Origin of the sequence: Enterobacter sp. BNK-29, assembly GCF_048684785.1 — a bacterium.
Lineage (GTDB): Bacteria > Pseudomonadota > Gammaproteobacteria > Enterobacterales > Enterobacteriaceae > Enterobacter > Enterobacter cloacae_M.
Map to the genome: position 1 here is coordinate 1,115,889 of NZ_JBLQTU010000001.1, position 25,039 is coordinate 1,140,927.

Annotated in this window: 27 protein-coding genes; 10 read left to right on the forward strand and 17 right to left on the reverse strand. The window is 57.7% G+C overall.

All coding sequences use genetic code 11. From position 1 onward, the window contains the following. Positions 1–32 precede the first annotated feature (32 nt). The 5 genes from flhA (at position 33) to ACMGGX_RS05220 (ending at position 6,292) form a co-directional block, all read left to right on the forward strand. Positions 33–2,105 carry a formate hydrogenlyase transcriptional activator FlhA gene (gene flhA / locus ACMGGX_RS05200; RefSeq protein ID WP_063441064.1) on the forward strand — a complete coding sequence of 691 codons (2,073 nt, stop codon included), beginning with the start codon at positions 33–35 and terminating at the stop codon, positions 2,103–2,105. A 153-nt stretch (positions 2,106–2,258) separates the two neighbouring features. After that, the gene (locus ACMGGX_RS05205; RefSeq protein WP_212474260.1) at positions 2,259–3,257 is read left to right on the forward strand and encodes an ABC transporter substrate-binding protein; all 999 of its coding nucleotides are present in this window, start codon (positions 2,259–2,261) and stop codon (positions 3,255–3,257) included. Continuing rightward, positions 3,257–4,294 carry a FecCD family ABC transporter permease gene (locus ACMGGX_RS05210; protein WP_420298132.1) on the forward strand — a complete coding sequence of 346 codons (1,038 nt, stop codon included), beginning with the start codon at positions 3,257–3,259 and terminating at the stop codon, positions 4,292–4,294. The genes ACMGGX_RS05205 and ACMGGX_RS05210 overlap by 1 nt, the downstream gene beginning before the upstream one ends. Next, a complete protein-coding gene (locus tag ACMGGX_RS05215; protein WP_348561846.1) occupies positions 4,294–5,055 on the forward strand; it encodes an ABC transporter ATP-binding protein in 762 nt (253 codons plus the stop codon). The genes ACMGGX_RS05210 and ACMGGX_RS05215 overlap by 1 nt, the downstream gene beginning before the upstream one ends. Positions 5,056–5,071: 16 nt before the next feature. Continuing rightward, complete coding sequence (locus ACMGGX_RS05220) at positions 5,072–6,292, forward strand: MFS transporter (RefSeq protein WP_348561845.1); 1,221 nt, start codon at positions 5,072–5,074, stop codon at positions 6,290–6,292. A 5-nt stretch (positions 6,293–6,297) separates the two neighbouring features. Here the strand turns inward: ACMGGX_RS05220 and ACMGGX_RS05225 are convergent, their stop codons facing one another. After that, on the reverse strand, positions 6,298–6,642 hold the full coding sequence (locus ACMGGX_RS05225) for a nitrous oxide-stimulated promoter family protein (protein ID WP_420298133.1): 345 nt from the start codon (positions 6,640–6,642) through the stop codon (positions 6,298–6,300). A gap of 175 nt (positions 6,643–6,817) precedes the next feature. Between ACMGGX_RS05225 and ACMGGX_RS05230 the strand changes: the two genes are divergently transcribed. Together ACMGGX_RS05230 and mutS are read left to right on the forward strand one after the other, a co-directional pair. Beyond that, complete coding sequence (locus tag ACMGGX_RS05230; RefSeq protein WP_023308980.1) at positions 6,818–7,048, forward strand: SymE family type I addiction module toxin; 231 nt, start codon at positions 6,818–6,820, stop codon at positions 7,046–7,048. A 113-nt stretch (positions 7,049–7,161) separates the two neighbouring features. After that, positions 7,162–9,723 (forward strand): DNA mismatch repair protein MutS, encoded by a 2,562-nt coding sequence (mutS, locus tag ACMGGX_RS05235; RefSeq protein WP_023308981.1) that lies wholly within the window; start codon positions 7,162–7,164, stop codon positions 9,721–9,723. A gap of 139 nt (positions 9,724–9,862) precedes the next feature. Here the strand turns inward: mutS and ACMGGX_RS05240 are convergent, their stop codons facing one another. From ACMGGX_RS05240 to ACMGGX_RS05250, 3 genes are read right to left on the reverse strand one after another with little or no spacing between them, the layout of a single operon-like run. Continuing rightward, positions 9,863–10,084: a non-oxidative hydroxyarylic acid decarboxylases subunit D gene (locus ACMGGX_RS05240; RefSeq protein ID WP_003862116.1), complete on the reverse strand. Its 222-nt coding sequence runs from the start codon at positions 10,082–10,084 to the stop codon at positions 9,863–9,865. 10 nt (positions 10,085–10,094) lie between these two features. Then, entirely contained in the window at positions 10,095–11,522 is a 1,428-nt protein-coding gene (locus ACMGGX_RS05245; RefSeq protein WP_023308982.1) for a non-oxidative hydroxyarylic acid decarboxylases subunit C, read from the reverse strand. Next, positions 11,512–12,114 carry a non-oxidative hydroxyarylic acid decarboxylases subunit B gene (locus tag ACMGGX_RS05250; RefSeq protein ID WP_023308983.1) on the reverse strand — a complete coding sequence of 201 codons (603 nt, stop codon included), beginning with the start codon at positions 12,112–12,114 and terminating at the stop codon, positions 11,512–11,514. Before ACMGGX_RS05250 ends, ACMGGX_RS05245 begins: the two co-directional genes overlap by 11 nt. Positions 12,115–12,286: 172 nt before the next feature. Here ACMGGX_RS05250 and ACMGGX_RS05255 point away from each other — a divergent pair, with 172 nt between their 5' ends. Continuing rightward, entirely contained in the window at positions 12,287–12,694 is a 408-nt protein-coding gene (locus ACMGGX_RS05255; RefSeq protein ID WP_023308984.1) for a MarR family winged helix-turn-helix transcriptional regulator, read from the forward strand. On the opposite strand, the gene ACMGGX_RS05260 is transcribed toward ACMGGX_RS05255, so the two are convergent. Next, positions 12,691–13,578 (reverse strand): LysR family transcriptional regulator, encoded by an 888-nt coding sequence (locus ACMGGX_RS05260; protein WP_181595215.1) that lies wholly within the window; start codon positions 13,576–13,578, stop codon positions 12,691–12,693. The two genes, ACMGGX_RS05255 and ACMGGX_RS05260, sit on opposite strands and share 4 nt — an antisense overlap. Before the next feature lie 108 nt (positions 13,579–13,686). On the opposite strand from ACMGGX_RS05260, the gene ACMGGX_RS05265 reads away from it, so the two are divergent. Together ACMGGX_RS05265 and ACMGGX_RS05270 are read left to right on the forward strand one after the other, a co-directional pair. Further along, positions 13,687–14,889 (forward strand): MFS transporter, encoded by a 1,203-nt coding sequence (locus tag ACMGGX_RS05265; protein ID WP_420298134.1) that lies wholly within the window; start codon positions 13,687–13,689, stop codon positions 14,887–14,889. Next, the gene (locus ACMGGX_RS05270; RefSeq protein WP_420298135.1) at positions 14,886–15,263 is read left to right on the forward strand and encodes a DUF4440 domain-containing protein; all 378 of its coding nucleotides are present in this window, start codon (positions 14,886–14,888) and stop codon (positions 15,261–15,263) included. Before ACMGGX_RS05265 ends, ACMGGX_RS05270 begins: the two co-directional genes overlap by 4 nt. A 51-nt stretch (positions 15,264–15,314) precedes the next feature. On the opposite strand, the gene rpoS is transcribed toward ACMGGX_RS05270, so the two are convergent. From rpoS to cysD, 12 genes are all read right to left on the reverse strand, one after another. Next, on the reverse strand, positions 15,315–16,307 hold the full coding sequence (gene rpoS, locus ACMGGX_RS05275) for an RNA polymerase sigma factor RpoS (RefSeq protein ID WP_008499600.1): 993 nt from the start codon (positions 16,305–16,307) through the stop codon (positions 15,315–15,317). 59 nt (positions 16,308–16,366) lie between these two features. Then, a complete protein-coding gene (nlpD, locus tag ACMGGX_RS05280) occupies positions 16,367–17,491 on the reverse strand; it encodes a murein hydrolase activator NlpD (protein ID WP_126796371.1) in 1,125 nt (374 codons plus the stop codon). A 116-nt stretch (positions 17,492–17,607) separates the two neighbouring features. Continuing rightward, entirely contained in the window at positions 17,608–18,234 is a 627-nt protein-coding gene (locus tag ACMGGX_RS05285) for a protein-L-isoaspartate(D-aspartate) O-methyltransferase (RefSeq protein WP_023333224.1), read from the reverse strand. Further along, a complete protein-coding gene (gene surE, locus ACMGGX_RS05290; protein ID WP_023308990.1) occupies positions 18,228–18,989 on the reverse strand; it encodes a 5'/3'-nucleotidase SurE in 762 nt (253 codons plus the stop codon). Before surE ends, ACMGGX_RS05285 begins: the two co-directional genes overlap by 7 nt. Next, on the reverse strand, positions 18,970–20,019 hold the full coding sequence (truD, locus tag ACMGGX_RS05295; protein WP_420298136.1) for a tRNA pseudouridine(13) synthase TruD: 1,050 nt from the start codon (positions 20,017–20,019) through the stop codon (positions 18,970–18,972). Before truD ends, surE begins: the two co-directional genes overlap by 20 nt. Beyond that, positions 20,016–20,495 (reverse strand): 2-C-methyl-D-erythritol 2,4-cyclodiphosphate synthase, encoded by a 480-nt coding sequence (ispF, locus tag ACMGGX_RS05300; protein ID WP_008499607.1) that lies wholly within the window; start codon positions 20,493–20,495, stop codon positions 20,016–20,018. The genes truD and ispF overlap by 4 nt, the downstream gene beginning before the upstream one ends. After that, the gene (ispD, locus tag ACMGGX_RS05305) at positions 20,495–21,205 is read right to left on the reverse strand and encodes a 2-C-methyl-D-erythritol 4-phosphate cytidylyltransferase (RefSeq protein ID WP_420298137.1); all 711 of its coding nucleotides are present in this window, start codon (positions 21,203–21,205) and stop codon (positions 20,495–20,497) included. Before ispD ends, ispF begins: the two co-directional genes overlap by 1 nt. Before the next feature lie 19 nt (positions 21,206–21,224). Continuing rightward, positions 21,225–21,536 carry a cell division protein FtsB gene (ftsB, locus tag ACMGGX_RS05310; protein WP_008499609.1) on the reverse strand — a complete coding sequence of 104 codons (312 nt, stop codon included), beginning with the start codon at positions 21,534–21,536 and terminating at the stop codon, positions 21,225–21,227. Positions 21,537–21,702: 166 nt separating this feature from the next. Next, positions 21,703–22,029, reverse strand: coding sequence for a DUF3561 family protein (locus ACMGGX_RS05315; RefSeq protein ID WP_008499610.1), 327 nt, complete (start codon positions 22,027–22,029; stop codon positions 21,703–21,705). Between the two features lie 58 nt (positions 22,030–22,087). After that, complete coding sequence (cysC, locus tag ACMGGX_RS05320) at positions 22,088–22,693, reverse strand: adenylyl-sulfate kinase (RefSeq protein ID WP_021241908.1); 606 nt, start codon at positions 22,691–22,693, stop codon at positions 22,088–22,090. Continuing rightward, on the reverse strand, positions 22,693–24,117 hold the full coding sequence (gene cysN / locus ACMGGX_RS05325) for a sulfate adenylyltransferase subunit CysN (protein ID WP_348561840.1): 1,425 nt from the start codon (positions 24,115–24,117) through the stop codon (positions 22,693–22,695). Before cysN ends, cysC begins: the two co-directional genes overlap by 1 nt. A 9-nt stretch (positions 24,118–24,126) precedes the next feature. Beyond that, entirely contained in the window at positions 24,127–25,035 is a 909-nt protein-coding gene (gene cysD / locus ACMGGX_RS05330) for a sulfate adenylyltransferase subunit CysD (protein ID WP_010434549.1), read from the reverse strand. Positions 25,036–25,039: the final 4 nt, after the last annotated feature.

The window sequence follows — 25,039 nt, forward strand, 5'->3', positions numbered from 1 at the left end:
TCTTTTTTTGCCAGTTTCTATTGGAAAGCAATATGCCGTATACACCGATGAGCGATCTTGGACAGCAGGGCCTGTTTGACATCACGCGCACACTTTTACAGCAGCCCGATCTCGGTGCGCTGAGCGATGCCCTGACGCGGCTGGTCAGGCAATCGGCGCTGGCGGACAGCGCCGCGATTGTGCTCTGGCATAGCGGAACGCAGCGCGCGAGCTACTACTCGACGCGTGATAATGGCAAAACGTTTGAATACGAAGACGAAACGTATCTGGCGCACGGCCCGGTGCGCCGCATACTCTCCCGGCCTGAAGTGCTGCACTGCAGCTTTGCGGAGTTCCGCCAGGCGTGGCCGAAGCTGGCGGAGAGCGACCTCTATCAGCCTTTCGGGCATTACTGCATGCTGCCGCTGGCGGCAGAGGGCCAGATTTTTGGCGGCTGCGAGTTTATCCGCACGACCGACCAGCCCTGGAGCGAGGCGGAATACGAGCGCCTGCACACCTTTACCCAGATTGTGGCCGTCGTCGCGGAGCAGATCCAAAGCCGCGTTACCAATAACGTCGATTACGACCTGCTGAGCCGCGAGCGCGACAACTTCCGCATTCTGGTCGCCATCACCAACGCCGTGCTATCCCGCCTGGACATGGACGAGCTGGTCAGCGAAGTTTCGAAAGAGATCCACCACTATTTCAAAATAGACGCCATCAGCATTGCGCTGCGCGGGCATCGCAAGGGCAAGCTGAACATCTACTCCACGCACTATCTCGATGAAGCCAACCCGGCGCACGAGCAGAGCGAGGTAGACGAAGCGGGCACCCTTTCTGAACGGGTCTTCAAAAGCAAAGAGATCCTCCTGCTCAACCTGAACGAGCAGGACCCGGTCGCGCCGTACGAGCGGATGCTGTTTAACACCTGGGGCAATAAAATTCAGACCCTGTGCCTGCTGCCGCTGATGTCCGGCAACACCATGCTGGGCGTGCTAAAACTGGCGCAGTGTGAGGAGGGCGTGTTTACCACCGCCAACCTGAAGCTGCTGCGCCAGATCGCCGAGCGTATTTCCATCGCGTTGGATAACGCCCTCGCCTATCAGGAAATTCATCGTCTGAAAGAGCGGCTGGTGGATGAGAACCTGGCCCTGACCGAACAGCTCAACAACGTGGACAGCGAGTTTGGTGAAATCATCGGGCGCAGCGACGCTATGTACAGCGTGCTTAAGCAGGTTGAGATGGTGGCGCAAAGCGACAGCACGGTGCTGATTCTGGGCGAAACCGGCACGGGCAAAGAGCTGATAGCCCGCGCCATTCACAACCTGAGCAACCGCAACAGCCGACGGATGGTGAAGATGAACTGCGCCGCGATGCCTGCGGGACTGCTGGAAAGCGATCTGTTCGGCCACGAGCGCGGTGCATTCACCGGAGCCAGCAGCCAGCGGCTGGGCCGTTTTGAGCTGGCGGACAAAAGCTCGCTGTTCCTCGACGAAGTGGGCGATATGCCGCTGGAGCTACAGCCGAAACTGCTGCGCGTCCTGCAGGAGCAGGAGTTTGAGCGCCTTGGCAGCAACAAGCTTATCCAGACCGACGTGCGGCTGATTGCGGCCACCAACCGTGACCTGAAAAAAATGGTCGCCGACCGCGAGTTTCGCAGCGACCTTTACTATCGCCTGAACGTCTTTCCGATCTTCCTGCCGCCGCTGCGCGAGCGCCCGGAAGATATTCCCCTGCTGGTTAAAGCCTTTACCGCGAAGATCGCGCGCCGGATGGGGCGAAACATCGACAGTATTCCTGCCGAGACGTTGCGTACCCTTTCATCGATGGAATGGCCCGGCAACGTGCGCGAGCTGGAAAACGTCATCGAACGCGCTGTGCTGCTGACGCGCGGTAACGTGCTGCAACTCTCCCTGCCTGAGGTTACGCTTCCTGACGTGACCGCGCCCGCCGCCGAGACCGCGAAAGAGGGAGAAGATGAATATCAGCTCATTATGCGCGTGCTGAAAGAGACCAACGGCGTGGTCGCCGGGCCAAAAGGTGCGGCCCAGAGACTGGGGTTAAAACGCACCACCCTGCTGTCTCGCATGAAGCGGCTCGGGATTGATAAAGAGAGTCTCATTTAAGGCCTTATTCCGGCGGTGTTTTTCTGACACCGCCTTTTGTTCCCCTGCGTAATTGTCCCTCATTGACACAAAATCGTTTCCTCTGTATAAAATTCCGCCTTAATAATGAGTTTCATTTGCATCAATAATAATTTTAATGAAGGGTAGCGTTTCATGAAAAAGGTCATCTGCGCGTTAGGCCTGGCGATTGCGTCGGTCGGTTCTGCTCTGGCAACCACCTATCCCCTGACGATTGAAAACTGTGGCTACAAAGAGACGTTCACCAAAGCGCCAGAACGCGTCGTGGCCCTGGGCCAGAACACCGTCGAAATTTTGCTCCTGCTGGGCCTGGAAGATAAGGTGAAGGCCAGCGCCTTCTGGCCGACCAAAGTGCTGCCGCAGCTGGCTGAAAAGAATGCAAAAATCAAAACCCTGACGGTAGAAATTCCGACGCTGGAATCCATCCTTTCGCAAAATCCCGATTTTGTTCCAGCCCAGCTTCCTCTGCTGCTCGGGCCGGAAAGTAAGGTCGCAAAACGTGAAGATCTGGCCACCGTCGGCGTGAACAGCTATTTATCACCAGGCATGTGCGCCACCAAAAAGGCCGCAGGCGATATGTACGGCAGCCGCCAGACGCTGTGGGATATGACGTACCTTTATAAAGAGATTGAAGATTTCGCGAAGATTTTCAACGTTGAAGCGCGCGGCCAAGCCGTCATTGCCGATTTCAAAAAACGCGAGGCCGACCTGCGTCAGGAATTTGGTAAAAACAAACAAGATCTCTCGTTTGTCTTCTGGTTCTCAAGCGCCTCTCCTTCGGCGGATGCCTATGTCGGTGGGAAAAACAGCGCCTCCGGTTTTATTGCCAACGTGCTGGGCGGCCATAACGCCATTACCGCTGAGACCGAATGGCCAACCGTTGGCTGGGAAAGCATTATCGCCGCGAACCCGGACGTGATTGTTGTCTCCAGCCTGGATCGTAACCGCTGGGCGCTGGATAACGCGGAAGAGAAAATCAAATTCCTGAAAAGCGATCCCGCCGTCAGCCAGCTGGACGCGGTGAAGAAAGGCCATATCGTGGTGATGGACGGCCAGGCCATGAACCCGACAATCCGCACGATTTACGGCGCTGAACAGGTGGGCGAGCAGCTCAGAAAGCTGGGGTTGAACTGATGACGGCAACCGTACTTCAGGCCCGACAGGGCCTGTTCCTGACCACCTCTGCTCTGCTTGCCGTCGTCCTGCTGTTGCTAGTGATCGCCCTCGGCGTCAGCGTCGGCGAGCTGTCGATTCCGCTGTCCAACGTCTTTTACGCTATTGGCAATAAGCTGGGGCTGACCGACGTTCCGCTCAACCGCATCTATGAGAGCGTGATCTGGGACTTTCGTCTGAGCCGCGCGCTGGTGGCGGCCTGCTGCGGCGCGGGGCTGGCCATCTGCGGTGCCGTATTGCAGAGCCTGCTGAAGAACGCGCTGGCGGAACCTTACGTGCTCGGCGTGTCGGCTGGTGCCTCAACCGGGGCGGTGTCGGTCGTCGTATTGGGGATTGGCACCGGTGCGGTGTCACTCTCTGCGGGTGCGTTTGCCGGGGCGTTCGCCGCCTTTGCGTTTGTCGCGTTTCTGACGAACGGCGCGCGCGGGGGAAATGAACGTACCATTCTGGCTGGCGTTGCCGCCTCACAGCTGTTCAACGCCATTACTGCCTACACCATCAGCACCTCCGCCAGCGCCCAGCAGGCGCGCGACGTGATGTTCTGGCTGCTGGGCAGCTTTAGCGGCGTACGCTGGCCTGAATTCCAGCTGGCACTGGTCGTGGTGCTGACTGGATTAGCCGTTTGCCTCTACTATTCCCGGGCGCTGGATGCCTTCACGTTCGGTGATGACGCTGCCGCCTCTTTAGGTATTGCCGTCCCGTGGGTGCGCCTGACGCTCTTTACCACTACCGCGCTGATTACCGCGACGATTGTCAGTATGGCGGGTTCAATCGGCTTTGTCGGGCTGGTGGTGCCGCACGTGATGCGTTTCCTGTTCGGGCCGCTGCACCGCACGCTGCTGATTGCCAGCGCGCTGGCAGGGGCGATCATGATGGTGCTGGCAGACATTGCCTCGCGCATGCTGATTGCGCCGCAAAGCCTGCCCGTCGGCGTAGTCACCGCGCTGGTTGGCGTGCCTTTCTTTGCCGTGATTATCTATCGCTCAAGGAATAAGTGATGAGTGTCTGCGCTGAAAATATTACCTGGAAGGTCGGCAAAAAAGTCATCGTTAATAACGTCTCGCTGAAGGTTTCCCGGGGGGAAACGGTAGGACTGCTTGGCCCTAACGGCTGCGGTAAATCATCGCTTCTGCGCATTCTGGCTGGTCTGCGCCGCCCGGATGCGGGCTGTGTGACGCTGGACGGCCAGGACATCTCCCGCATCGCCAAAAAGCAGCTAGCCCGCCGGGTCGCCTTTGTGGAACAGCACGGGATGACGGACGCCAACATGCGCGTGCGCGACGTGGTGAAACTTGGGCGTATTCCGCACCACTCCGCTTTTTCCAACTGGAGCAAGCACGATGATGAAACCGTCACCGCCGCCCTGCAGCGCGTGGATATGCTGGATAAAAGCGACCAGGGCTGGCTGAGCCTCTCCGGCGGCGAGCGCCAGCGGGTGCATATTGCCCGCGCCCTGGCTCAGACCCCAACGGAAATCCTGCTGGACGAACCGACCAACCACCTGGACATTCATCATCAGATGCAGCTGATGCAGCTGATCAGCGAATTACCGGTCACCAGCATTGTCGCTATCCACGATCTCAACCACGCCTCGATGTTCTGCGACTCGCTGATTGTGATGCAGAAAGGACAAATTGTGGCGACGGGGACACCGCAGGATATCTTATCCGAGTCGTTGCTCTGGGATGTCTTCCGGGTCAAAACCAAAATCGAGATCTCGCCGTTCCATGGCAAAAAGCACATCCACTTTATCGTTTAGGGGCGAGTGAACGACGATGCCCCTTCGCCCTGCCGCCACGCTCTGGCCGCCCGTTTTACTGGGTAGCCAGTTTGTTTTCAACATTGGCTTTTACGCCGTCGTTCCCTTCCTGGCGATATTCCTGCGCGACGACATGCTGCTCTCCGGCGGACTTATCGGGCTGATCCTGGGCCTTCGTACCTTCTCCCAGCAGGGGATGTTTATCGTTGGCGGTGCGCTATCGGACCGGTTTGGCGCGAAAGTGATTATCCTCAGCGGCTGTATTGTTCGTGTTTCAGGCTATCTGCTGCTGGCCTTCGGGGAATCCCTGTGGCCGATTATTCTGGGCGCGTGTCTGACGGGCGTTGGCGGCGCATTGTTCTCCCCCTCGATTGAGGCACTGCTGGCAAAGGCAGGCACTCACAGCGAGGCAAAAGGCAAACGAAGCCGTGCGGAGTGGTTTGCGCTCTTTGCCGTCTGCGGAGAGCTCGGCGCGGTACTTGGCCCGGTTGCTGGCGCCCTGCTCACCGGCCTCGGCTTTCGTCAGGTGGCGCTAGCGGGGGCAGGCGTCTTTATCATTGCGCTAGTGGTGCTCTACTTTTGCCTGCCTGCTGCTGGCCACCGTTCACAGACGCTGAAAATACAGCCCTGGTGGACAACGTTCCGTCAGCCGCGCTTTGTCGCCTTTATTATTGCCTACAGTTCGTGGCTGTTAAGCTATAACCAGCTTTATCTGGCGCTGCCGGTGGAGATCCAGCGTTCTGGCGGTAACGAGAAAGATCTCGGCCCGCTTTTTATGCTGGCCTCCGTTCTGATCATCACCTTACAGCTGCCGCTGGCGCGCTTTGCCCGTCGCGTGGGCGCGGTGAGAATTCTGCCGGTGGGATTTTTGCTGCTGTCAGCCGCCTTTGCGAGCGTGGCGACGTTCGCCCCGATGACGCCGCAGGAAGGCTGGCTGCGCTTACTGCCTTCAGTCTGTTTTGTGACGCTGTTAACGCTGGGGCAAATGCTGCTGGTGCCCTCGGCTAAAGATCTGATCCCTCGGTTTGCGGAGGAATCCACGCTTGGCGCGCACTACGGCGCACTCGCCACCGCCGGAGGCATAGCGGTACTGGCAGGAAACTTGTTGTTTGGCAGCCTGCTGGACCGCGCGCTGGTGCCCTCTACGCAGGCGATGTATCCCTGGCTGCTGCTGGCCCTCTTCCCGCTCTGCAGCGCGCTGGCCCTGAAGGTGATTTGCCGCCCGCTGAGACGCTGAACCAATCACTTTTTCGGACGGTATTTCTCCGGCAGTTCCGGCACGGGACGACGGTCATCCATCAGATGACGAACGGTAAGAATAGGATGACGCCATAACATACGCGGGCCTGCCCAGCGCATAACCTGCTTCATCTCTTCACGTCTGGCAGGCTGGTAGCAGTGTATGGGGCACTGCTTGCAGGCAGGCTTTTCCTCACCGAAAACGCATTTATCCAGGCGCTTATCGGCATACGCGTTGAGCGCCTGATAGTGCCCTTCCTCCTGAGATGACTGCGGGCAATGCTTTTCATACAGCGCGATCATTCTCGCGATGGTCTCTTTTTCTCGTGAGATGCGTTTACCGGACATAGCGGATTACCGAATAATAAAGTGCATCAATAATACACCTTTCAACACTGGATTTCAGCGGTTGCATTTCGTTTCCTGAAGCCTGATTCCAGTTTTAGCCCTGCACCGGCCAGCAATCACTGGTATTTTATACAGGCATCAGAAATGACCTTTGTCCGTGTTGTCTGGAGACCCTATGCAAGAGCTCGCGATCGGCAAACCCTATCGCCATTTAAAAGTGGGATATTTTAGAAAACGCCATGAAGACCGCAATACCAAGATACCGAAGCGCTACAGCGTGCATGCGGCGCTGAGCTTAAAAGGTGACTGGCTTGAAAAAGCGGGATTTACGACCCATTCCCGAGTCAGGGTGGGCGTGGAGCATGGAAAAATTGTCATCGAATTAATGTCGGAAGATGCCTCGTAAAGCCACGACATTTTTCTGCGCCGGACCTTTTTTTCATGCGACAATAGAAGGAACAAACGGCCATTGAGCCCATCAAAACGGTTTATTTTCAAAGAAATGGACATCATAACTCCATGAGCACAATCGACAATTTCGACGCACATACGCCGATGATGCAGCAGTATCTGAAGCTGAAAGCACAGCATCCGGAAATCCTGCTGTTTTACCGTATGGGCGATTTTTACGAGCTGTTTTATGACGATGCTAAGCGTGCATCGCAGCTGCTCGACATCTCGCTGACCAAACGTGGCGCATCGGCAGGCGAACCCATTCCTATGGCAGGTATCCCTCACCACGCGGTAGAAAACTACCTGGCGAAGCTGGTGAATCAGGGCGAGTCCGTTGCCATCTGCGAACAGATCGGCGATCCGGCGACCTCAAAAGGCCCGGTGGAACGCAAAGTCGTGCGCATCGTCACGCCTGGCACCATCAGTGATGAAGCCCTGTTACAGGAGCGCCAGGATAACCTGCTGGCAGCGCTGTGGCAGGACGGTAAAGGGTTTGGCTACGCGACGCTGGATATCAGCTCCGGACGTTTTCGTCTGAGTGAACCGGCTGACCGTGAAACGATGGCTGCTGAACTGCAGCGCACCAACCCTGCAGAATTGCTCTATGCCGAAGATTTCGCAGAAATGGCGCTGATTGAAGGTCGTCGCGGGTTGCGCCGTCGTCCGCTGTGGGAATTCGAAATTGATACCGCGCGCCAGCAGCTGAATCTGCAGTTTGGCACCCGCGATCTGATTGGCTTTGGCGTTGAAAACGCACCGCGTGGGCTATGTGCAGCAGGTTGCCTCCTGCAGTACGTGAAAGATACCCAGCGCACCGCCCTGCCGCATATCCGCTCTATCACCATGGAGCGCCAGCAGGACAGCATCATCATGGATGCCGCCACGCGCCGTAACCTGGAGATCACGCAGAACCTGGCGGGTGGCGTAGAAAATACGCTCGCGTCGGTCCTCGATAGTACGGTTACGCCAATGGGCAGCCGCATGCTGAAACGCTGGCTGCATATGCCGATCCGCAATACCGAGACGCTGGTTTGCCGTCAGCAGACGATTGCCGCGCTGCAGGATCGCTATACCGAACTGCAGCCGGTCCTGCGCCAGGTAGGCGATCTGGAGCGTATCCTTGCGCGTCTGGCACTACGAACAGCGCGACCACGCGACCTCGCGCGGATGCGTCATGCTTTCCAGCAGCTGCCGGAACTGCGCGCGCAGCTGAGTGACGTTGACAGCGCGCCGGTACAGAAACTCCGCGAAACCATGGGCGAATTTACCGAGCTTCGCGAACTGCTGGAGCGCGCTATTATCGATGCGCCTCCGGTTCTGGTGCGTGATGGCGGCGTGATTGCCCCGGGCTACAACGAGGAGCTGGACGAATGGCGCGCGCTGGCCGACGGTGCGACGGACTACCTCGATAAGCTGGAAATCCGCGAGCGCGAGCGTCTTGGGCTCGACACCCTGAAAGTGGGATATAACGCGGTACACGGTTACTACATTCAGATTAGCCGCGGGCAAAGCCACCTGGCGCCGATCCACTACGTGCGTCGCCAGACGTTGAAAAACGCCGAACGCTACATCATTCCTGAACTGAAAGAGTACGAAGACAAAGTCCTCACCTCGAAAGGCAAGGCGCTGGCGCTGGAAAAACAGCTGTATGACGAGCTGTTCGACATGCTGATGCCGCACCTGGGCGACCTGCAGCAGAGCGCCAGCGCGCTGGCGGAGCTGGACGTGCTGGTCAATCTGGCAGAACGCGCTGAAACGCTGAACTACACCTGCCCGACCTTTACCGATAAGCCTGGCATTCGCATCACTGAAGGCCGTCACCCGGTGGTAGAGCAGGTGCTCAACGAACCGTTCATCGCCAACCCTCTGAGCCTGTCACCGCAGAGAAGAATGTTGATCATTACCGGTCCGAACATGGGCGGTAAGAGTACCTATATGCGTCAGACGGCGCTTATTGCGCTGCTCGCGTATATCGGCAGCTACGTCCCGGCGCAAAACGTGGAGATTGGCCCCATCGACCGCATCTTTACCCGCGTCGGGGCTGCGGACGATCTGGCGAGCGGACGCTCAACCTTCATGGTCGAGATGACCGAAACGGCAAACATTCTGCATAACGCGACGGAGCACAGCCTGGTGCTAATGGACGAAGTCGGACGCGGAACGTCAACCTATGATGGTCTGTCCCTGGCATGGGCCTGTGCGGAAAGCCTTGCGAATAAAATCAAGGCCATGACGCTTTTTGCCACCCATTATTTCGAACTGACGCAGCTGCCGGAGAAAATGGAAGGGGTTGCGAACGTTCATCTGGATGCGCTGGAGCACGGCGATACCATTGCCTTCATGCACACGGTGCAGGATGGCGCGGCGAGCAAGAGCTATGGCCTGGCCGTCGCGGCGCTGGCAGGCGTACCGAAAGAGGTGATCAAGCGCGCGCGTCAGAAACTGCGTGAACTGGAAAGCCTGTCACCGAATGCGGCAGCGACGCAGATTGATGGTACACAGATGTCGCTGCTGGTTCCTGCGGAAGAGACGTCGCCTGCGGTGGAAGCGCTGGAGAACCTCGACCCGGATTCACTGACGCCGCGTCAGGCGCTGGAGTGGATTTACAGGTTGAAGAGTCTGGTTTAGTTTTCTGCGGTCTGTTTTGTCGGGTGGCGGCTTCGTCTTACCCGACCTACAAAACCGTAGGCCCGGTAAGCGCAGCGCCACCGGGCAAAAGACCACACAATATTATCGCCCGGTAAGCGTAGCGCCATCGGGCTTTTTTTTACAGCAGCGGCGGGATTGTCGGCACCTGCGGCGCCTCATCAATATCCTTCTGCGTCATGCGGAACGCTTCCGGGTAGTGCTCGCGGCTGGTGCGGCGCAGCGGTTCGGTATCGCGCCAGGTATACAAACAATGCTGGCACTGATAAACGGTCCAGACACCTTTTACCGGCGACGTCGCCATCACTTCAATATGCTCATCGGCACAACGTGGACAAATCATCTTTTCCTCCTTATTGACGTGCTGCCAGCATCGCGGTCAGTTTTTCTGCCCAGGCTTTGGTTTCAGGCAGATCCTGTACCGGCTGGCTGTAGTGGCCCCGGGTGTCCGGCGCGACGGGCGTGGTGGCATCGATAATCAGTTTGTCGGTAATGCCAGCCGGGCTGGAACCGGGATCGAGTTCAAGGACCGACATGTTTGGCAGTTGCACCAGATCCCCTGCCGGGTTCACTTTCGACGACAGCGCCCACATCACCTGCGGAAGGTTGAACGGATCGACATCCTCATCCACCATAATTACCATCTTCACGTAGCCGAGGCCGTGCGGCGTGGTCATGGCGCGTAAACCGACCGCGCGGGCAAAACCGCCGTAGCGTTTTTTGGTGGAGATAATCGCCAGCAGACCGTGGGTGTACATCGCATTCACCGCCTGCACTTCCGGAAATTCCGCTTTAAGCTGCTGGTAGAGCGGCACGCAGGTAGCCGGTCCCATCAGGTAGTCAATCTCGGTCCAGGGCATGCCGAGATAAAGGGATTCGAAAATCGGTTTGGTGCGGTAAGAGACTTTGTCGATACGGACAACCGTCATGTTACGACCACCGGAATAGTGTCCGGTAAACTCGCCAAACGGCCCCTCGATTTCACGCTTGCGGCCTTCAATCACCCCTTCCAGGATCACTTCAGAACCCCATGGCACATCGAAGCCGGTCAACGGCGCGGTGGCAATCGGGTACGGGCTTTCACGCAGCGCGCCGGCCATTTCATACTCGGACTGATCGTATTTCAGCGGCGTGGCGCCCATCAGGGTGATGATCGGGTCGTTGCCCAGCGTAATCGCAATCGGCAGGTCTTCACCGCGCTCTTCCGCTTTGTGCAGATGCAGCGCAATATCGTGCATCGGAACCGGCTGGAGGCCGAGCTTGCGCTTGCCCTTCACTTCCATACGGTAGATCCCGACGTTTTGCTTGCCGAAGTGGTCCGGGTCGAGCGGATCGCGCGAGACAACGCACGCTTTATCGAGATAAAAACCGCCGTCACCGTCGTTCAGGCGAAACAGCGGCAGGATATCGAACAGGTTAATGTCCTCCCCGTCCACCGTATTTTGCGCCCAGGCCGGGTTGGCGCGACGCTCCGGTGTGACGGGAAATTTATCCCAGCGGCGGATAAACTCGTCGATCTGTTTTTTAACCGGGGTGTTCGCAGGCAGCCCCATCGAAATGGCGTGGTTCTGCCAGGAGCCGATGGTGTTCATCACCACGCGGGCATCGGTAAAGCCACGAATATTGTCGAACCACAGCGCGGGCGCGCCGTCGCCAATGCGGCCGGTCGCGTTGGCTGCCGCCGCCAGATCGGGCTCGGCGTTAACTTCTTCCTCAATTTTCAGCAGTTGCCCTTGCTCATCGAGCGCCTGCAGGAAGCTTCTCAAATCATCAAATGCCATCTTTATTCTCCTGTGCAAAATGTTTCGCCTCCCGCAGCCCGTTCCAGCGGCGCGCCTTTTTATGCTCCAGACCGAACTGGTCGAGCACGCGGGTCACTATATGCTGGGTAATGTCATCGGCGGTTTGCGGGTGGTTGTAATACGCAGGCATGGGCGGCACCATCGCCACGCCCATGCGGGAAAGGGCAAGCATGTTCTCAAGATGAATGGTGCTGAGCGGCGTTTCACGGGGAACCAATACCAGCTTGCGCCCCTCTTTCAGCACCACGTCTGCCGCACGTCCCACCAGCCCTTCGGCGTAGCCCGCGCGGATACCCGCCAGCGTTTTCATGCTGCAGGGAATGACGATCATGCCGTCGGTGCGAAACGAGCCGGAGGAGATGGTGGCGGCCTGGTCAGCCGGACTGTGGACAACGTCAGCCAGCGCCGCAACGTCCTGCGCGGTGTAAGGCGTTTCCAGCTCAATGGTGGTTTTTGCCCACTTAGACATCACCAGATGCGTCTCCACCTCCGGCATTTCCCGAAGCGCCTGCAGCAGCGCCACGCCCAGCGGTGCGCCCGTTGCCCCCGTCATTCCTACTATCAATCTCATTCATCACCTCAATTATTCGTTCGTACACGAACATTATAAATAAGCTACTCCAGGATCGTTTTCCTGGCAAGATCGTTCGCATACGATCACACGAATGGCTAAAAGATGCCGCGTTAAAATTGAGAGCAATAGCGGCTATCATAGGGGAGAGATTTTTTCCGTCGGAGTGTTCATGGAACTAAGACAAGAGGCGTTCCACCTGTTACGTCAGCTTTTTCAACAGCATACCGCGCAGTGGCAACATGCCTTACCGGAACTGACCAAGCCACAGTATGCGGTGATGCGCTCTATAGCCGAGCATCCGGGTATTGAACAGGTGGCGTTGACCGAAGTGGCGGTCAGCACGAAAGCGACCCTGGCGGAGATGCTCAGCCGCATGGAGGCGCGCGGTCTGGTCAAACGCGAGCACGATCCGGCCGATAAGCGCCGCCGGTTTGTCTTCCTGACGCCAGAAGGTGAAGCCCTGCTTGCTGGCTGTAAACCGGTTGGCAACGAGGTGGATGAGGCGTTTTTAGGACGTCTTAACAAGGCCGAGCGGGAGCAGTTCTCCGCGCTCATCAAAAAGATGATGCACGATTAATTCACGCTGGCGCGCATAAAATCGATAAAGGTGCGCACCTTCGCCGACACGTGCCGGGCATCGGGATAAACCGCATAGATGCCCTGCCGCGCAAAGGTATATTCCGGTAAAACCGGGACCAGTTTTCCCGCATCAAGCGCATCGCGCGCCAGCCATTCCGGCAGTAACGCCACACCTCCGCCAGCAAGTGCAAAGGCCATAAGGGCCTGAGCGCTGTCGGCAAACAGGCGCGGCGCTTTTTTTATCTCCAGCATTTCAGGCGCACCGCTGGCATCTCTCACCTGCCAGCGCAGCGGCGAGGCCAGACGCTCGTGAATAATCCAGTCCGCATGGGCCAGCTGCGCAAGCGTTTCGATCGGATGGTTAACGAGCCACCCGGGCGTCGCGACGGGGAGAATGGAGAAGTGCGCAATCAGCACGGCGTGGTTGCGCGAATCGGCAAGCGTTCCCAGCCGGATGGCCACGTCAAAGCGCTCCGAGATAAGGTCGGCGTGCAGGGACGATGAAACATGCCGCACGCGAAGATCCGGGTGCTGCTGGCTAAACCTGGCCAGCAGCGGCACCACCACCTGTGAGCCATACTCGGGGGTAGTCGTGATCCGCAGTTCGCCAGTAAGCCCCGCATGATTCGCGCGGACATCATCCTGCAGCCGTTCCGCATCCTTCAGAAGCGCCACGCTGCGCTGATGAAATAGCGCGCCCGCCTCGGTTAACGTCAGACGGCGGGTGGAGCGCAGCAGCAGCGTAACGCCCAGCTCATCTTCTAGCTGGCGAATATTGAAGCTGACCACGGCTTTTGTCAGCCCCATTGCCTCGGCTGCGGCAGTGAAACTGCCGGTGTCGGCCACCGCGACAAACATCTGAGCCCGCTGCAGGTTAATCATCACCACGCCTTTTACTGTCAAAATATTTTTGACAGTATATCGCGCTTTGTCAGGTTTATCCGTGCTTCCCGGATCGATACGATACGCCACCTCACCGGAGGATCCACCATGACGTATCGCAGCAAAGTCGCCGTTGTTTATCTGCTGGGCTTTTTTCTTGATTTAATAAATATGTTTATTGCCAGCGTCGCCTTCCCGGCAATGGCCCACGCGTTTAACACCACGCCTTCAGCCCTCGCCTGGGTCAGCAACGGGTACATAGCCGGCCTGACGCTGGTGATCCCGTTCAGCAGCGTGCTCACGCGCCGCATCGGGCCAAAGCGCGTCATCCTGCTCTCGCTTTTTCTGTTCAGCGTAGCCTCCGCTGCGGCGGGCCTGTCTGCAACGCTTGAAAGCCTGATCGCCTGGCGTGTGATCCAGGGCGTGGGAGGGGGCTTACTGATCCCCGTCGGACAGGCGCTGACCTGGCAACAGTTTAAGCCTCACGAGCGTGCCCGACTCTCCTCGGCGGTGATGCTGGTGGCGCTGCTTGCCCCGGCCTGCTCCCCTGCTATCGGAGGCCTGCTGGTGCAGACGCTAAGCTGGCGATGGATATTTTTCGCCACGCTACCGGTCGCTATCGTGACCTTTGTTTTGGCCTGCCTGTGGCTTAAACACGAGATGCCCGCGATGAAAGCGGCCAGACTGCTAAACCTGTCGTTGCTCGCGGACCCGCTTTTGCGTTTTTCGATGCTTGTTTATTTATGCGTTCCCGGCGTATTTATTGGGGTGAACGTCACGGGCATGTTTTATCTTCAGCATGTGGCGAACATGAGCCCAGCCGCAACGGGGATGCTCATGCTGCCGTGGTCTGTGGCATCGTTTATCGCCATCACGGCAACGGGACGCTATTTTAACCGCATCGGCCCCCGACCGCTGATCGTCATCGGTTGCCTGCTGCAGGCGACGGGTATCCTGCTTTTGATTAACGTCAGTTCGGCTACGCTGCTGCCTGCCGCTGCGTTTACCCTGATGGGCGCGGGGGGAAGCCTGTGCAGCAGTACGGCTCAGAGCAGCGCTTTTCTGACGACGCGCCGGGAAGAGATGCCGGATGCCAGCGCGCTGTGGAATCTTAATCGTCAGCTGAGCTTTTTTGCCGGAGCCCTGCTGCTGGCGCAGGCGCTGAACCTGGCGCAGGCCTGGCTGCCACCGCTCGCCGCCTGGCACGGGATGTTTATTTTTGCCGCAGGCATGACCCTGCTGCCTGTACCGTTCGTTTTTCGTCTTAACAATACGCAGGTGCTCACCCAGCTGCGACAGGAGAATTCATGACGCCTTTCGAACACGACATTATCGACCTCCACATTGCGCTCGAAGACTGGTTAGGCAAAGGTGAAGGAGATCCCGACGCCCTGCTCGCCCGCTTCAGCCCGGATTTTCTGATGATCCCGCCGGGCGGCGTTCAGATCGACTATATCGGTCTTGCCAGTTTTCTGGAAAACCAGCGCGGAAGCCGTCCCGGACTGAAGATCGTCATTGACGAGTTATCCACGATCGAGCGCTGGGATCGTGGCGCGGTTCTCCACTACCGGGAGACGCAAACCCGGCCGGACCTGGCCGTCAACGTGCGCTGGTCAACCGCGGTGCTCAATCAGGAAGGCGAGCGGATAGTGTGGCGTCTGCTGCACGAAACGGCTAAGCCGTAGCGCAAAAGAAAAAGGCCCGTCTCACGACGGGCCTTTTTGACGAAAGGTTGCTTATTCGCGGAACAGCGCTTCGATATTCAGACCTTGCCCCTGCAGGATTTCACGCAGGCGACGCAGACCTTCAACCTGAATCTGACGAACACGTTCACGGGTCAGGCCAATCTCACGGCCGACGTCTTCCAGTGTCGCAGCTTCATACCCCAGTAAACCGAAACGACGTGCCAGCACTTCACGCTGTTTGGCGTTCAGCTCGAACAGCCATTTGACGATGCTCTGTTTCATGTCATCGTCCTGCGTGGTGTCTTCCGGACCGTTGTCTTTTTCGTCGGCCAGGATGTCCAGCAGCGCTTTTTCGGAGTCGCCACCCAGCGGGGTGTCAACGGAGGTAATGCGCTCGTTGAGACGCAGCATACGGCTAACGTCATCAACCGGTTTATCGAGTTGCTCAGCAATCTCTTCTGCGCTTGGCTCGTGGTCCAGTTTATGGGACAACTCGCGTGCGGTACGCAGATAAACGTTCAACTCTTTGACGATGTGAATCGGCAGGCGGATCGTACGGGTCTGGTTCATAATAGCCCGTTCGATGGTCTGACGAATCCACCAGGTCGCGTAGGTTGAGAAACGGAACCCGCGTTCCGGGTCAAACTTCTCAACTGCGCGGATGAGACCTAAGTTGCCCTCTTCAATCAGATCCAGCAGAGCCAGACCACGATTGCCGTAACGGCGGGCAATTTTCACGACCAGTCGCAGGTTACTTTCAATCATGCGACGACGCGAGGCTACATCACCACGCAAAGCACGACGTGCGAAATAGACTTCTTCTTCGGCCGTTAGCAGTGGGGAGTAACCAATCTCCCCAAGGTAAAGCTGAGTCGCGTCCAGTACACGCTGTGTGGCACCCTGCGATAACAGCTCTTCTTCAGCCAAATCGTTATCACTGGGTTCCTCTTCTACTAAGGCTTTTTCGTCAAAAGCCTCTACTCCGTTCTCATCAAATTCCGCGTCTTCATTTAAATCATGAACTTTCAGCGTATTCTGACTCATAAGGTGGCTCCTACCCGTGATCCCTGAACGAGACACCCTGGCTGGCATGCCCCGTCAAATTATCGCTGCGGCAAATACTGCAGCGGGTTTACGGATTTCCCCTTGTAACGAATTTCAAAATGCAAGCGTGTAGAACTGGTTCCGGTGCTACCCATGGTAGCGATTTTTTGCCCCGCCTTAACTTCTTGTTGTTCCCGGACCAGCATTGTGTCGTTATGGGCGTAGGCACTCAGGTAATCATCGTTATGTTTGATGATAATAAGATTACCGTAACCGCGCAGAGCGTTACCGGCATACACAACGCGCCCGTCAGCGGTCGCGATGATAGCCTGTCCTTTACTCCCTGCGATATCGATCCCTTTATTTCCCCCCTCGGAGGAAGAGAAGTTCTCGATAACCTTGCCGTCAGTTGGCCAGCGCCATGCAGAGATTGGCGAACTGGAGGTCATACTGCTGGCAGTCGGTTCAGTAGAGCTAACCACAGGTGCCGTTACCGGTGCTGTGACAACAGTCGCAGTCCCTTTATTATTCGGCAACATTTTGTTAGCAGTCTGATCACCTGAATCCTCAGAATACGTAATTACAGGTTGTGAAGCAACCACCGTGGTGGATTTTTGTGCAGGCTTAACGCTGTTATTTTGAGCCGTCACATCGGCCGCTGAAACGGTGTTGCCAGGCGTAAGCGGCGTGCCCGTCGCGTTGCCAACCTGGAGCGTTTGCCCCACTTCCAGACCATACGGGGCCTGGACGTTATTGCGCTGCGCGAGGTCACGGAAATCGTTCCCGGTGATCCACGCAATGTAGAACAGCGTATCGCCGCGTTTCACGGTATAAGTGCTGCCACCGGTATAGCTGCCTTTCGGAATGTTCCCATACTGACGGTTATAGACTATGCGGCCATTCTGGGTCTGAACAGGCTGTTCCACTGGCTGAATCTGTGTCGGCTGCGTCATTGGACGCTGAACCGGCTGGATTGGCGGATTTTGTTGCGCCGTAGAGGTACCCATTTTAGGCGGAGGAGTGATCAACATTCCGCTGGACGTGTTACCCGAGCTGCTGTTTCCGCCGACAGAACTGACGGGCGCAGGCGCGTTGTTAGAACTTGTACAGCCTGCCAGCCAGAGCGAAACCAGTGATAATGCCGCAACACGGCTGATGGTGAATTTAGGGCTTCCCGCGCTCATTTATCCCCCAGGAATGTGTTAACTACCAGTGACTTAAAATTTACCGTGATGACACGAATCTTTCGCGCCACACCATACGCTGAATTTGCCTTAATAACCCTGGATAATTCCGAGTCTCAGGCCAACTCCCCCTTTACCAGAGGCACAAAACGCACGGCTTCCACGGTGTCGATAATAAACTCGCCGCCGCGCCGACGAACGCGCTTCAAAAGCTGCTGCTCGTCCCCGACGGGCAGAACAAGAATGCCCCCCTCATCCAGCTGCGACAACAGGGCTGCAGGAATTTCAGGCGGGGCCGCCGTCACGATGATCGCGTCAAACGGCGCGCGCGCCTTCCAACCCTGCCATCCATCACCGTGTCGTGTCGAAACATTATGTAAATCAAGTTGTTTCAGGCGACGACGCGCCTGCCACTGTAAACCTTTAATCCGCTCAACGGAGCATACATGATGAACCAGATGCGCCAGGATCGCGGTCTGATACCCCGACCCGGTGCCAATCTCCAGTACGCGGGAGTCGGGCGTCAGCTCCAGCAGCTCCGTCATGCGCGCCACCATGTAAGGCTGCGAAATCGTCTGGCCCTGCCCGATGGGCAGCGCTACGTTTTCCCACGCTTTGTGTTCAAACGCCTCGTCTACAAATTTCTCACGCGGAACCTGAGCAAGCGCTTCAAGCACGTGCTCGTCGCGGATCCCCTGCGCGCGGAGTTGTTCCAGAAGAGTTTGTACACGTTTGTTTACCATTGCGCGTTCACTCCTGCGCGATCCAGCCAGCCCGACACCACATCATGCGCGCTATACGCGGTTAAATCTACGTGCAGCGGGGTAACCGAAACATAGCCTTCATCAACGGCGGCAAAGTCGGTATCCGGACCCGCATCGCACTTATCGCCGGGAGGGCCAATCCAGTAAAGCGTGTTGCCGCGAGGATCCTGCTGCGGGATCACCTGATCGGCAGGGTGTCGACTCCCGCAACGGGTGACGCGAATGCCTTTAATTTCATCAAGAGGAAGATCCGGCACGTTAATGTTGAGGATGCGCCCGGTACGCAACGGCTCGCGGCCGAGCGCCCGCAGGATCGAACAGGTCACCGCGGCGGCGGTGTCGTAGTGCGTGTGGCCGTTTAACGAGACCGCCAGCGCCGGGAACCCCAGATGGCGCCCTTCCATTGCGGCCGCCACGGTGCCGGAGTAAATCACGTCATCGCCGAGGTTAGGACCGGCGTTAATGCCGGAGACGACGATATCCGGACGCGGACGCATCAGCGCGTTCACGCCCAGAAAAACACAGTCGGTTGGCGTGCCCATCTGCACGGCAATATCGCCATTTTCAAAGGTAAAGGTGCGAAGCGACGACTCCAGCGTCAGAGAGTTAGACGCTCCACTGCGGTTACGATCGGGCGCCACGACCTGCACGTCCGCAAATTCACGGAGGTGTTTGGCCAGGGTCTGAATGCCTGGCGCGTGGATCCCGTCATCGTTACTCAGCAATATTCGCATAATCACCCGAGGTGTTGATAAGTTCCCTGACAACACTGGTGGCAAAGCTACCTGCCGGTAGCCAGAAGCGTAACTCGACGGTTACGTCATCCCACCAGTTCCAGCTTAACTGCTGCGGATAGAGCAGCATCGCGCGGCGTGCCGCTTCGACTTTTTCCCGCACCAGCAAGGATTGCAATTCTGGCGCATCCGCTACTGCTGACTGCTCGGCGGCCAGCGCGTCGCCCTTTGTTCCCCAGTCGCCCGTACCCGGCAACGCGGCGGTAATCATCAGCGCTTTTGCGTCCACGCGCGACTGCACATCGGCCATTTCTTCGGCCGTTGCCACAAACCAGCTTCCGCGTCCCGCTAATTGTAGCGCATCGCCAACAACAACTTGATTCGCGTCCGGTTTTTTCAGCCTTTCGCTCACAATCTGATTAAACAACGCGCTGCGGGCCGCCGACAACCAAAAACTGCGTTTATTCCTGTCGCGCACCGGTGCATCGCTTTGCGCCCAGCGCAGCGCGCCCTGCAGGTTGCTGCCCCCAATGCCAAAGCGCTGCGCGCCAAAGTAGTTCGGTACGCCGCGCTCACTGATAGCGTTAAGACGTTTTTCAACATCTTCGCGGTGGGACACTTCACGCAGCACCAGCGTAAAGTCGTTCCCCTTCAACGCCCCCAGACGCAGTTTGCGCTTGTGGCGGGCGAACTCCAGTACCTTACAGCCTTCAAGCTCAAATTTGCTTAAATCAGGCATCGTATTGCCGGGAACGCGCGCGCAGAGCCACTGTTCAGTGACGGCGTGTTTATCTTTCTGCCCGGCAAAGCTCACTTCGCGGACATGAATTTTGAGGAATTTTGCCAGCGCGTCGGCCACAAAGCGGGTATTGCAGCCATTTTTCAGAATACGCACCAGGATATGTTCGCCTTCGCCATCCGGCTCAAAGCCCAGATCCTCCACCACGAGGAAATCTTCCGGGCTGGCTTTCAGCACCCCGTTCCCCTGTGGTTTACCGTGCAGGTATGTCAGGTTGTCGAAGTCCGTCATTTGCTCGCCTTCACCAGCAGCGCCACGGCCTCACACGCAATCCCTTCGCCACGCCCGGTAAAGCCCAGCTTCTCGGTCGTCGTCGCTTTGACGTTCACGTCGTCCATATGGCAGCCCAGATCTTCTGCAATAAACACGCGCATCTGTGGAATGTGCGGCAGCATTTTCGGGGCCTGGGCAATAATCGTCACGTCGACGTTGCCGAGGGTGTAACCTTTCGCCTGAATGCGGCGCCACGCTTCGCGCAGCAGCTCGCGGCTGTCCGCTCCTTTAAATGCCGGGTCGGTGTCCGGGAACAGCTTGCCGATATCACCCAGCGCGGCAGCGCCCAACAGCGCGTCGGTCAGCGCATGCAGTGCCACGTCGCCATCAGAATGCGCCAGCAGTCCTTTTTCATAGGGAATGCGCACGCCGCCAATGATAATTGGGCCTTCTCCGCCAAAGGCGTGTACATCAAAACCGTGTCCAATTCGCATTATGCCTTCTCCTGATGGTTCGAACGGGTAAGATAAAATTCCGCGAGCTGTAAATCTTCCGGACGCGTCACTTTTATATTATCAGCGCGTCCTTCAACAAGCTCAGGGTGGAAACCGCAATATTCCAGCGCGGAGGCTTCGTCCGTGATGGTCGCGCCTTCTTTAAGCGCACGCGTTAGGCAGTCGTGGAGTAATTCGCGGGGGAAAAATTGTGGCGTCAGCGCGTGCCATAAATCGACGCGATCGACGGTGTGGGCGATAGCCTGTTTGCCCGGCTCGGCGCGCTTCATGGTGTCGCGCACCGGTGCGGCCAGAATCCCACCGACCTTGCTTGTTTCGCTCAGCGCCAGCAGGCGCGCAAGGTCGTCCTGATGCAGGCAAGGACGCGCCGCGTCATGCACCAGCACCCACGACGCGTTTCCGGCGGCCTGAATGCCCGCCAGCACGGAATCGGCGCGCTCGGCGCCACCGTCAACGACGGTAATGTGTGGATGATTTGCCAGCGGCAGCTGCGCGAAGCGCGCATCACCAGGGCTGATAGCGATGATCACACGCGTCACACGCGGGTGCGCCAGCAGCGCCGCCACGGCGTGCTCGAGGATCGTTTTATCGCCAATAGAGAGGTACTGCTTGGGACATTCTGTCTGCATGCGCCGGCCAAAACCTGCGGCCGGCACCACGGCGCATACGTCCGAAAAAGTTACTGCCATGTCGTAATCCTGGGCCTGATTATCGATTGTTTTGTGCTGAGCCCTGATTGCGTTTAGACGCATCCGGAACCAGACGATAAAAGGTTTCGCCCGGCTTAGTCATACTGAGTTCATTGCGTGCGCGTTCCTCAATCGCCTCTTGCCCGCCATTGAGGTCATCAATTTCAGCAAAGAGTTGATCGTTTCGCGCCTTAAGTTTGGCGTTTGTTGCCTGCTGAGCCGCGACGTCATCGCTCACCCGGCTATAGTCGTGCAGTCCGTTCTTACCGAACCACAGCGAATATTGCAGCCAGATTAGCAAAGCCAGCAACAGCAGCGTTAGTTTACCCATCCTGCCCCCTGAAAAACGGCATCATCATCCCAAGACTTCCCCAGAGCACTACGCCGGGGTAACAGAGATGCCGCAACATCGCGGGCAAATGTACCACATTTTTTCCGCAGAATCGTCCTGCACAATATCGTTACACAGTTGGTTACGGTTTGAATTATGGCTGAAGTTAGCCCATGAGCCACAAAAATAACAGACCAAACATCAGAACCACCGTCACAATCGTGACGACGGTGCTGTAGAGGAGCTTACCGTTGAGCAGCGAGTGCAGCGCAATGCCGACGACAACCGCCACGGGCATCAACGCCAGAAAGAAAGGCCAGGTGTAGAGAAAGAAGAACAGCGTGTTGCCGCCGTAGATAAGAAACGGAATGCCAAGCGCCAGCAGCCATGAGACGAAGCCAATGATGGCCCCAGGAAATGACCAGGTCGTTTCGTCGTCGGTCGCTAGCGGCTCCGACCCGGTGGTGGTGATGTAATGTTCACTGTTGCGCATAGCTAATCCTGTGACCGTGACTCATCGTTCGGGAAGACAGCTCCCGAACGATACCGCCTCAGGATCTGATAATATCGTCCCGTCTGAGCAGGTCTAATAATTGGCTTACTAAATTTGTTACCAATTGTTGACCTTCCAGGTGAATTTCAGGCGATTCAGGCGCTTCGTATACCGCGTCAATTCCGGTGAAGTTGCGCAGCTCTCCGGCACGCGCTTTCTTGTACAGCCCTTTCGGGTCGCGCGCTTCGCAAACCTCCAGCGGCGTATCGACAAACACCTCGATAAAGCGATCCTGGCCCACGCGTTCGCGCACCATCTGGCGCTCGGCGCGGTGCGGAGAGATAAACGCGGTCAGCACCACCAGCCCGGCGTCAGCCATCAGGCTGGCCACTTCGCCCACCCGGCGGATGTTCTCTTTGCGGTCATCGTCGCTAAACCCTAAATCGCTGCACAGGCCGTGACGCACGTTATCGCCGTCCAGCAGGTACGTGCTTACGCCCTGCTGATGCAACGCCTCTTCCAGCGCGCCTGCCACCGTCGATTTACCCGAGCCGGACAGCCCGGTAAACCACAGAACAACCCCACGGTGACCGTGGAGCTGTTCGCGCTGGGCGACGGTGACCGGATGAGGATGCCAGACGACGTTCTCATCATGGGCGGCCATTACTTGCCTCCCAGCAGATCGCGTGCGCCCCAGTGCGGGAAGTGTTTACGCACCAGCGCGTTCAGTTCCAGCTCGAAGGCGCTGAATTCAGACGTCGCGGCAGCCTGTTTAATCGGTTCGCGAACCATACCGGCCCCGACGGTAACGTTGGTCAGCCTGTCGATAAAGATCAGCCCTCCCGTGACCGGGTTCTGCTGATACGGATCCAGCACCAGCGGTTCGTCGAAGGTCAGATCGACCAGACCGATGCCGTTCAGCGGCAGCTCGGTGACGTCACGCTGGGTCAGGTTGTTGATATCCACCTGGAACTGAATACCGTCCACGCGGGCGCGGGTTTTCTTGCCGGCAATTTTGATGTCATAGCTCTGGCCAGCGGTCAGCGGCTGTTCGGCCATCCAGACCACGTCCACGGAAGCCCCCTGCACTGCCGTCAGCGTTTCCTGCGCGTCGACCAGCAGGTCGCCCCGGCTGATATCAATTTCGTCTTTCAGCACCAGCGTTACGGCTTCACCGGCGCCCGCTTCCTGCAGGTCACCGTCGAAAGTTACGATGCGGGCGATAGTCGATTCCACGCCGGACGGCAGCACCTTGACGCGCTGACCTACCTTCACGGAACCTGACGCGAGGGTGCCTGAGAAACCGCGGAAATCGAGGTTTGGACGGTTCACGTACTGCACCGGGAAGCGCATCGGCTGGGTATCGACCACGCGCTGAATTTCAACGGTTTCCAGCACTTCCAGCAGCGTCGGACCGCTGTACCACGGCATGTTCGCGCTCTGGGAGGCGACGTTGTCCCCTTCCAGCGCCGAGAGCGGCACAAAGCGAATATCCAGGTTGCCCGGCAGCTGTTCGGCAAAGGTCAGGTAGCTCTGGCGGATCTCCTCGAACTTCTCTTCGCTGAAGTTGACCAGATCCATCTTGTTGACCGCCACCACCAGGTGTTTGATCCCCAGCAGCGTCGAGATAAAGCTGTGACGACGGGTCTGATCCAGCACGCCTTTACGCGCGTCCATCAGCAGGATCGCCAGGTCGCAGGTGGACGCGCCGGTCGCCATGTTGCGGGTGTACTGCTCGTGCCCCGGGGTGTCAGCGATAATAAATTTGCGCTTCTCGGTAGAGAAGTAGCGGTAGGCCACGTCGATGGTGATGCCCTGCTCGCGCTCCGCCTGCAGGCCGTCCACCAGCAGCGCCAGGTCGAGTTTTTCACCCTGGGTGCCGTGACGTTTACTGTCGTTATGCAGGGAAGAGAGCTGATCTTCATAAATCTGGCGCGTATCGTGCAGCAGGCGGCCAATCAGGGTACTTTTCCCGTCATCCACGCTGCCGCAGGTCAGAAAACGCAGCAGGCTTTTGTGTTGTTGCGCGTGCAGATACGCTTCCACGCCGCCTTCGTTGGCAATTTGTTGAGCAATAGTGGTGTTCATGGCGGCTCCTTAGAAATAACCCTGACGTTTCTTCAGCTCCATGGAGCCTGCCTGGTCGCGGTCAATCACGCGCCCCTGTCGCTCGCTGGTGGTGGACACCAGCATCTCTTCGATGATCTCCGGCAGCGTCTGCGCGCTGGATTCCACCGCCCCGGTCAGCGGCCAGCAGCCGAGTGTACGGAAGCGCACCATCTGTTGTTTGATCACTTCGCCCGGCTGCAGGTCGATGCGATCGTCGTCGATCATCATCAGCATGCCGTCGCGCTCCAGCACCGGGCGCTCGGCGGCCAGATACAGCGGAACGATTTCGATGTTTTCCAGATAGATGTACTGCCAGATGTCCAGCTCGGTCCAGTTGGAGAGCGGGAAGACGCGAATGCTTTCGCCTTTGTTGATCTGACCGTTGTAGTTGTGCCACAGCTCCGGACGCTGGTTTTTCGGATCCCAGCGGTGGAAGCGGTCGCGGAAGGAGTAGATACGCTCTTTGGCGCGGGATTTCTCCTCGTCACGGCGCGCGCCGCCGAAGGCCGCGTCAAAACCGTATTTGTTCAGCGCCTGCTTCAGCCCTTCGGTTTTCATGATATCGGTGTGCTTGGCGCTGCCGTGCACGAACGGGTTAATGCCCATCGCCACCCCTTCCGGGTTTTTATGCACCAGCAGCTCGCAGCCGTAGGCCTTCGCGGTACGGTCGCGGAACTCGTACATTTCGCGGAATTTCCAGCCGGTATCCACGTGCAGCAGCGGGAACGGCAGCGTGCCCGGATAAAACGCTTTACGCGCCAGATGCAGCATGACGCTGGAATCTTTACCGATGGAGTACATCATCACCGGGTTAGAAAACTCGGCGGCCACTTCGCGGATAATATGGATACTTTCCGCTTCGAGCTGCCGCAGGTGTGTAAGACGTTTTTGGTCCATAACC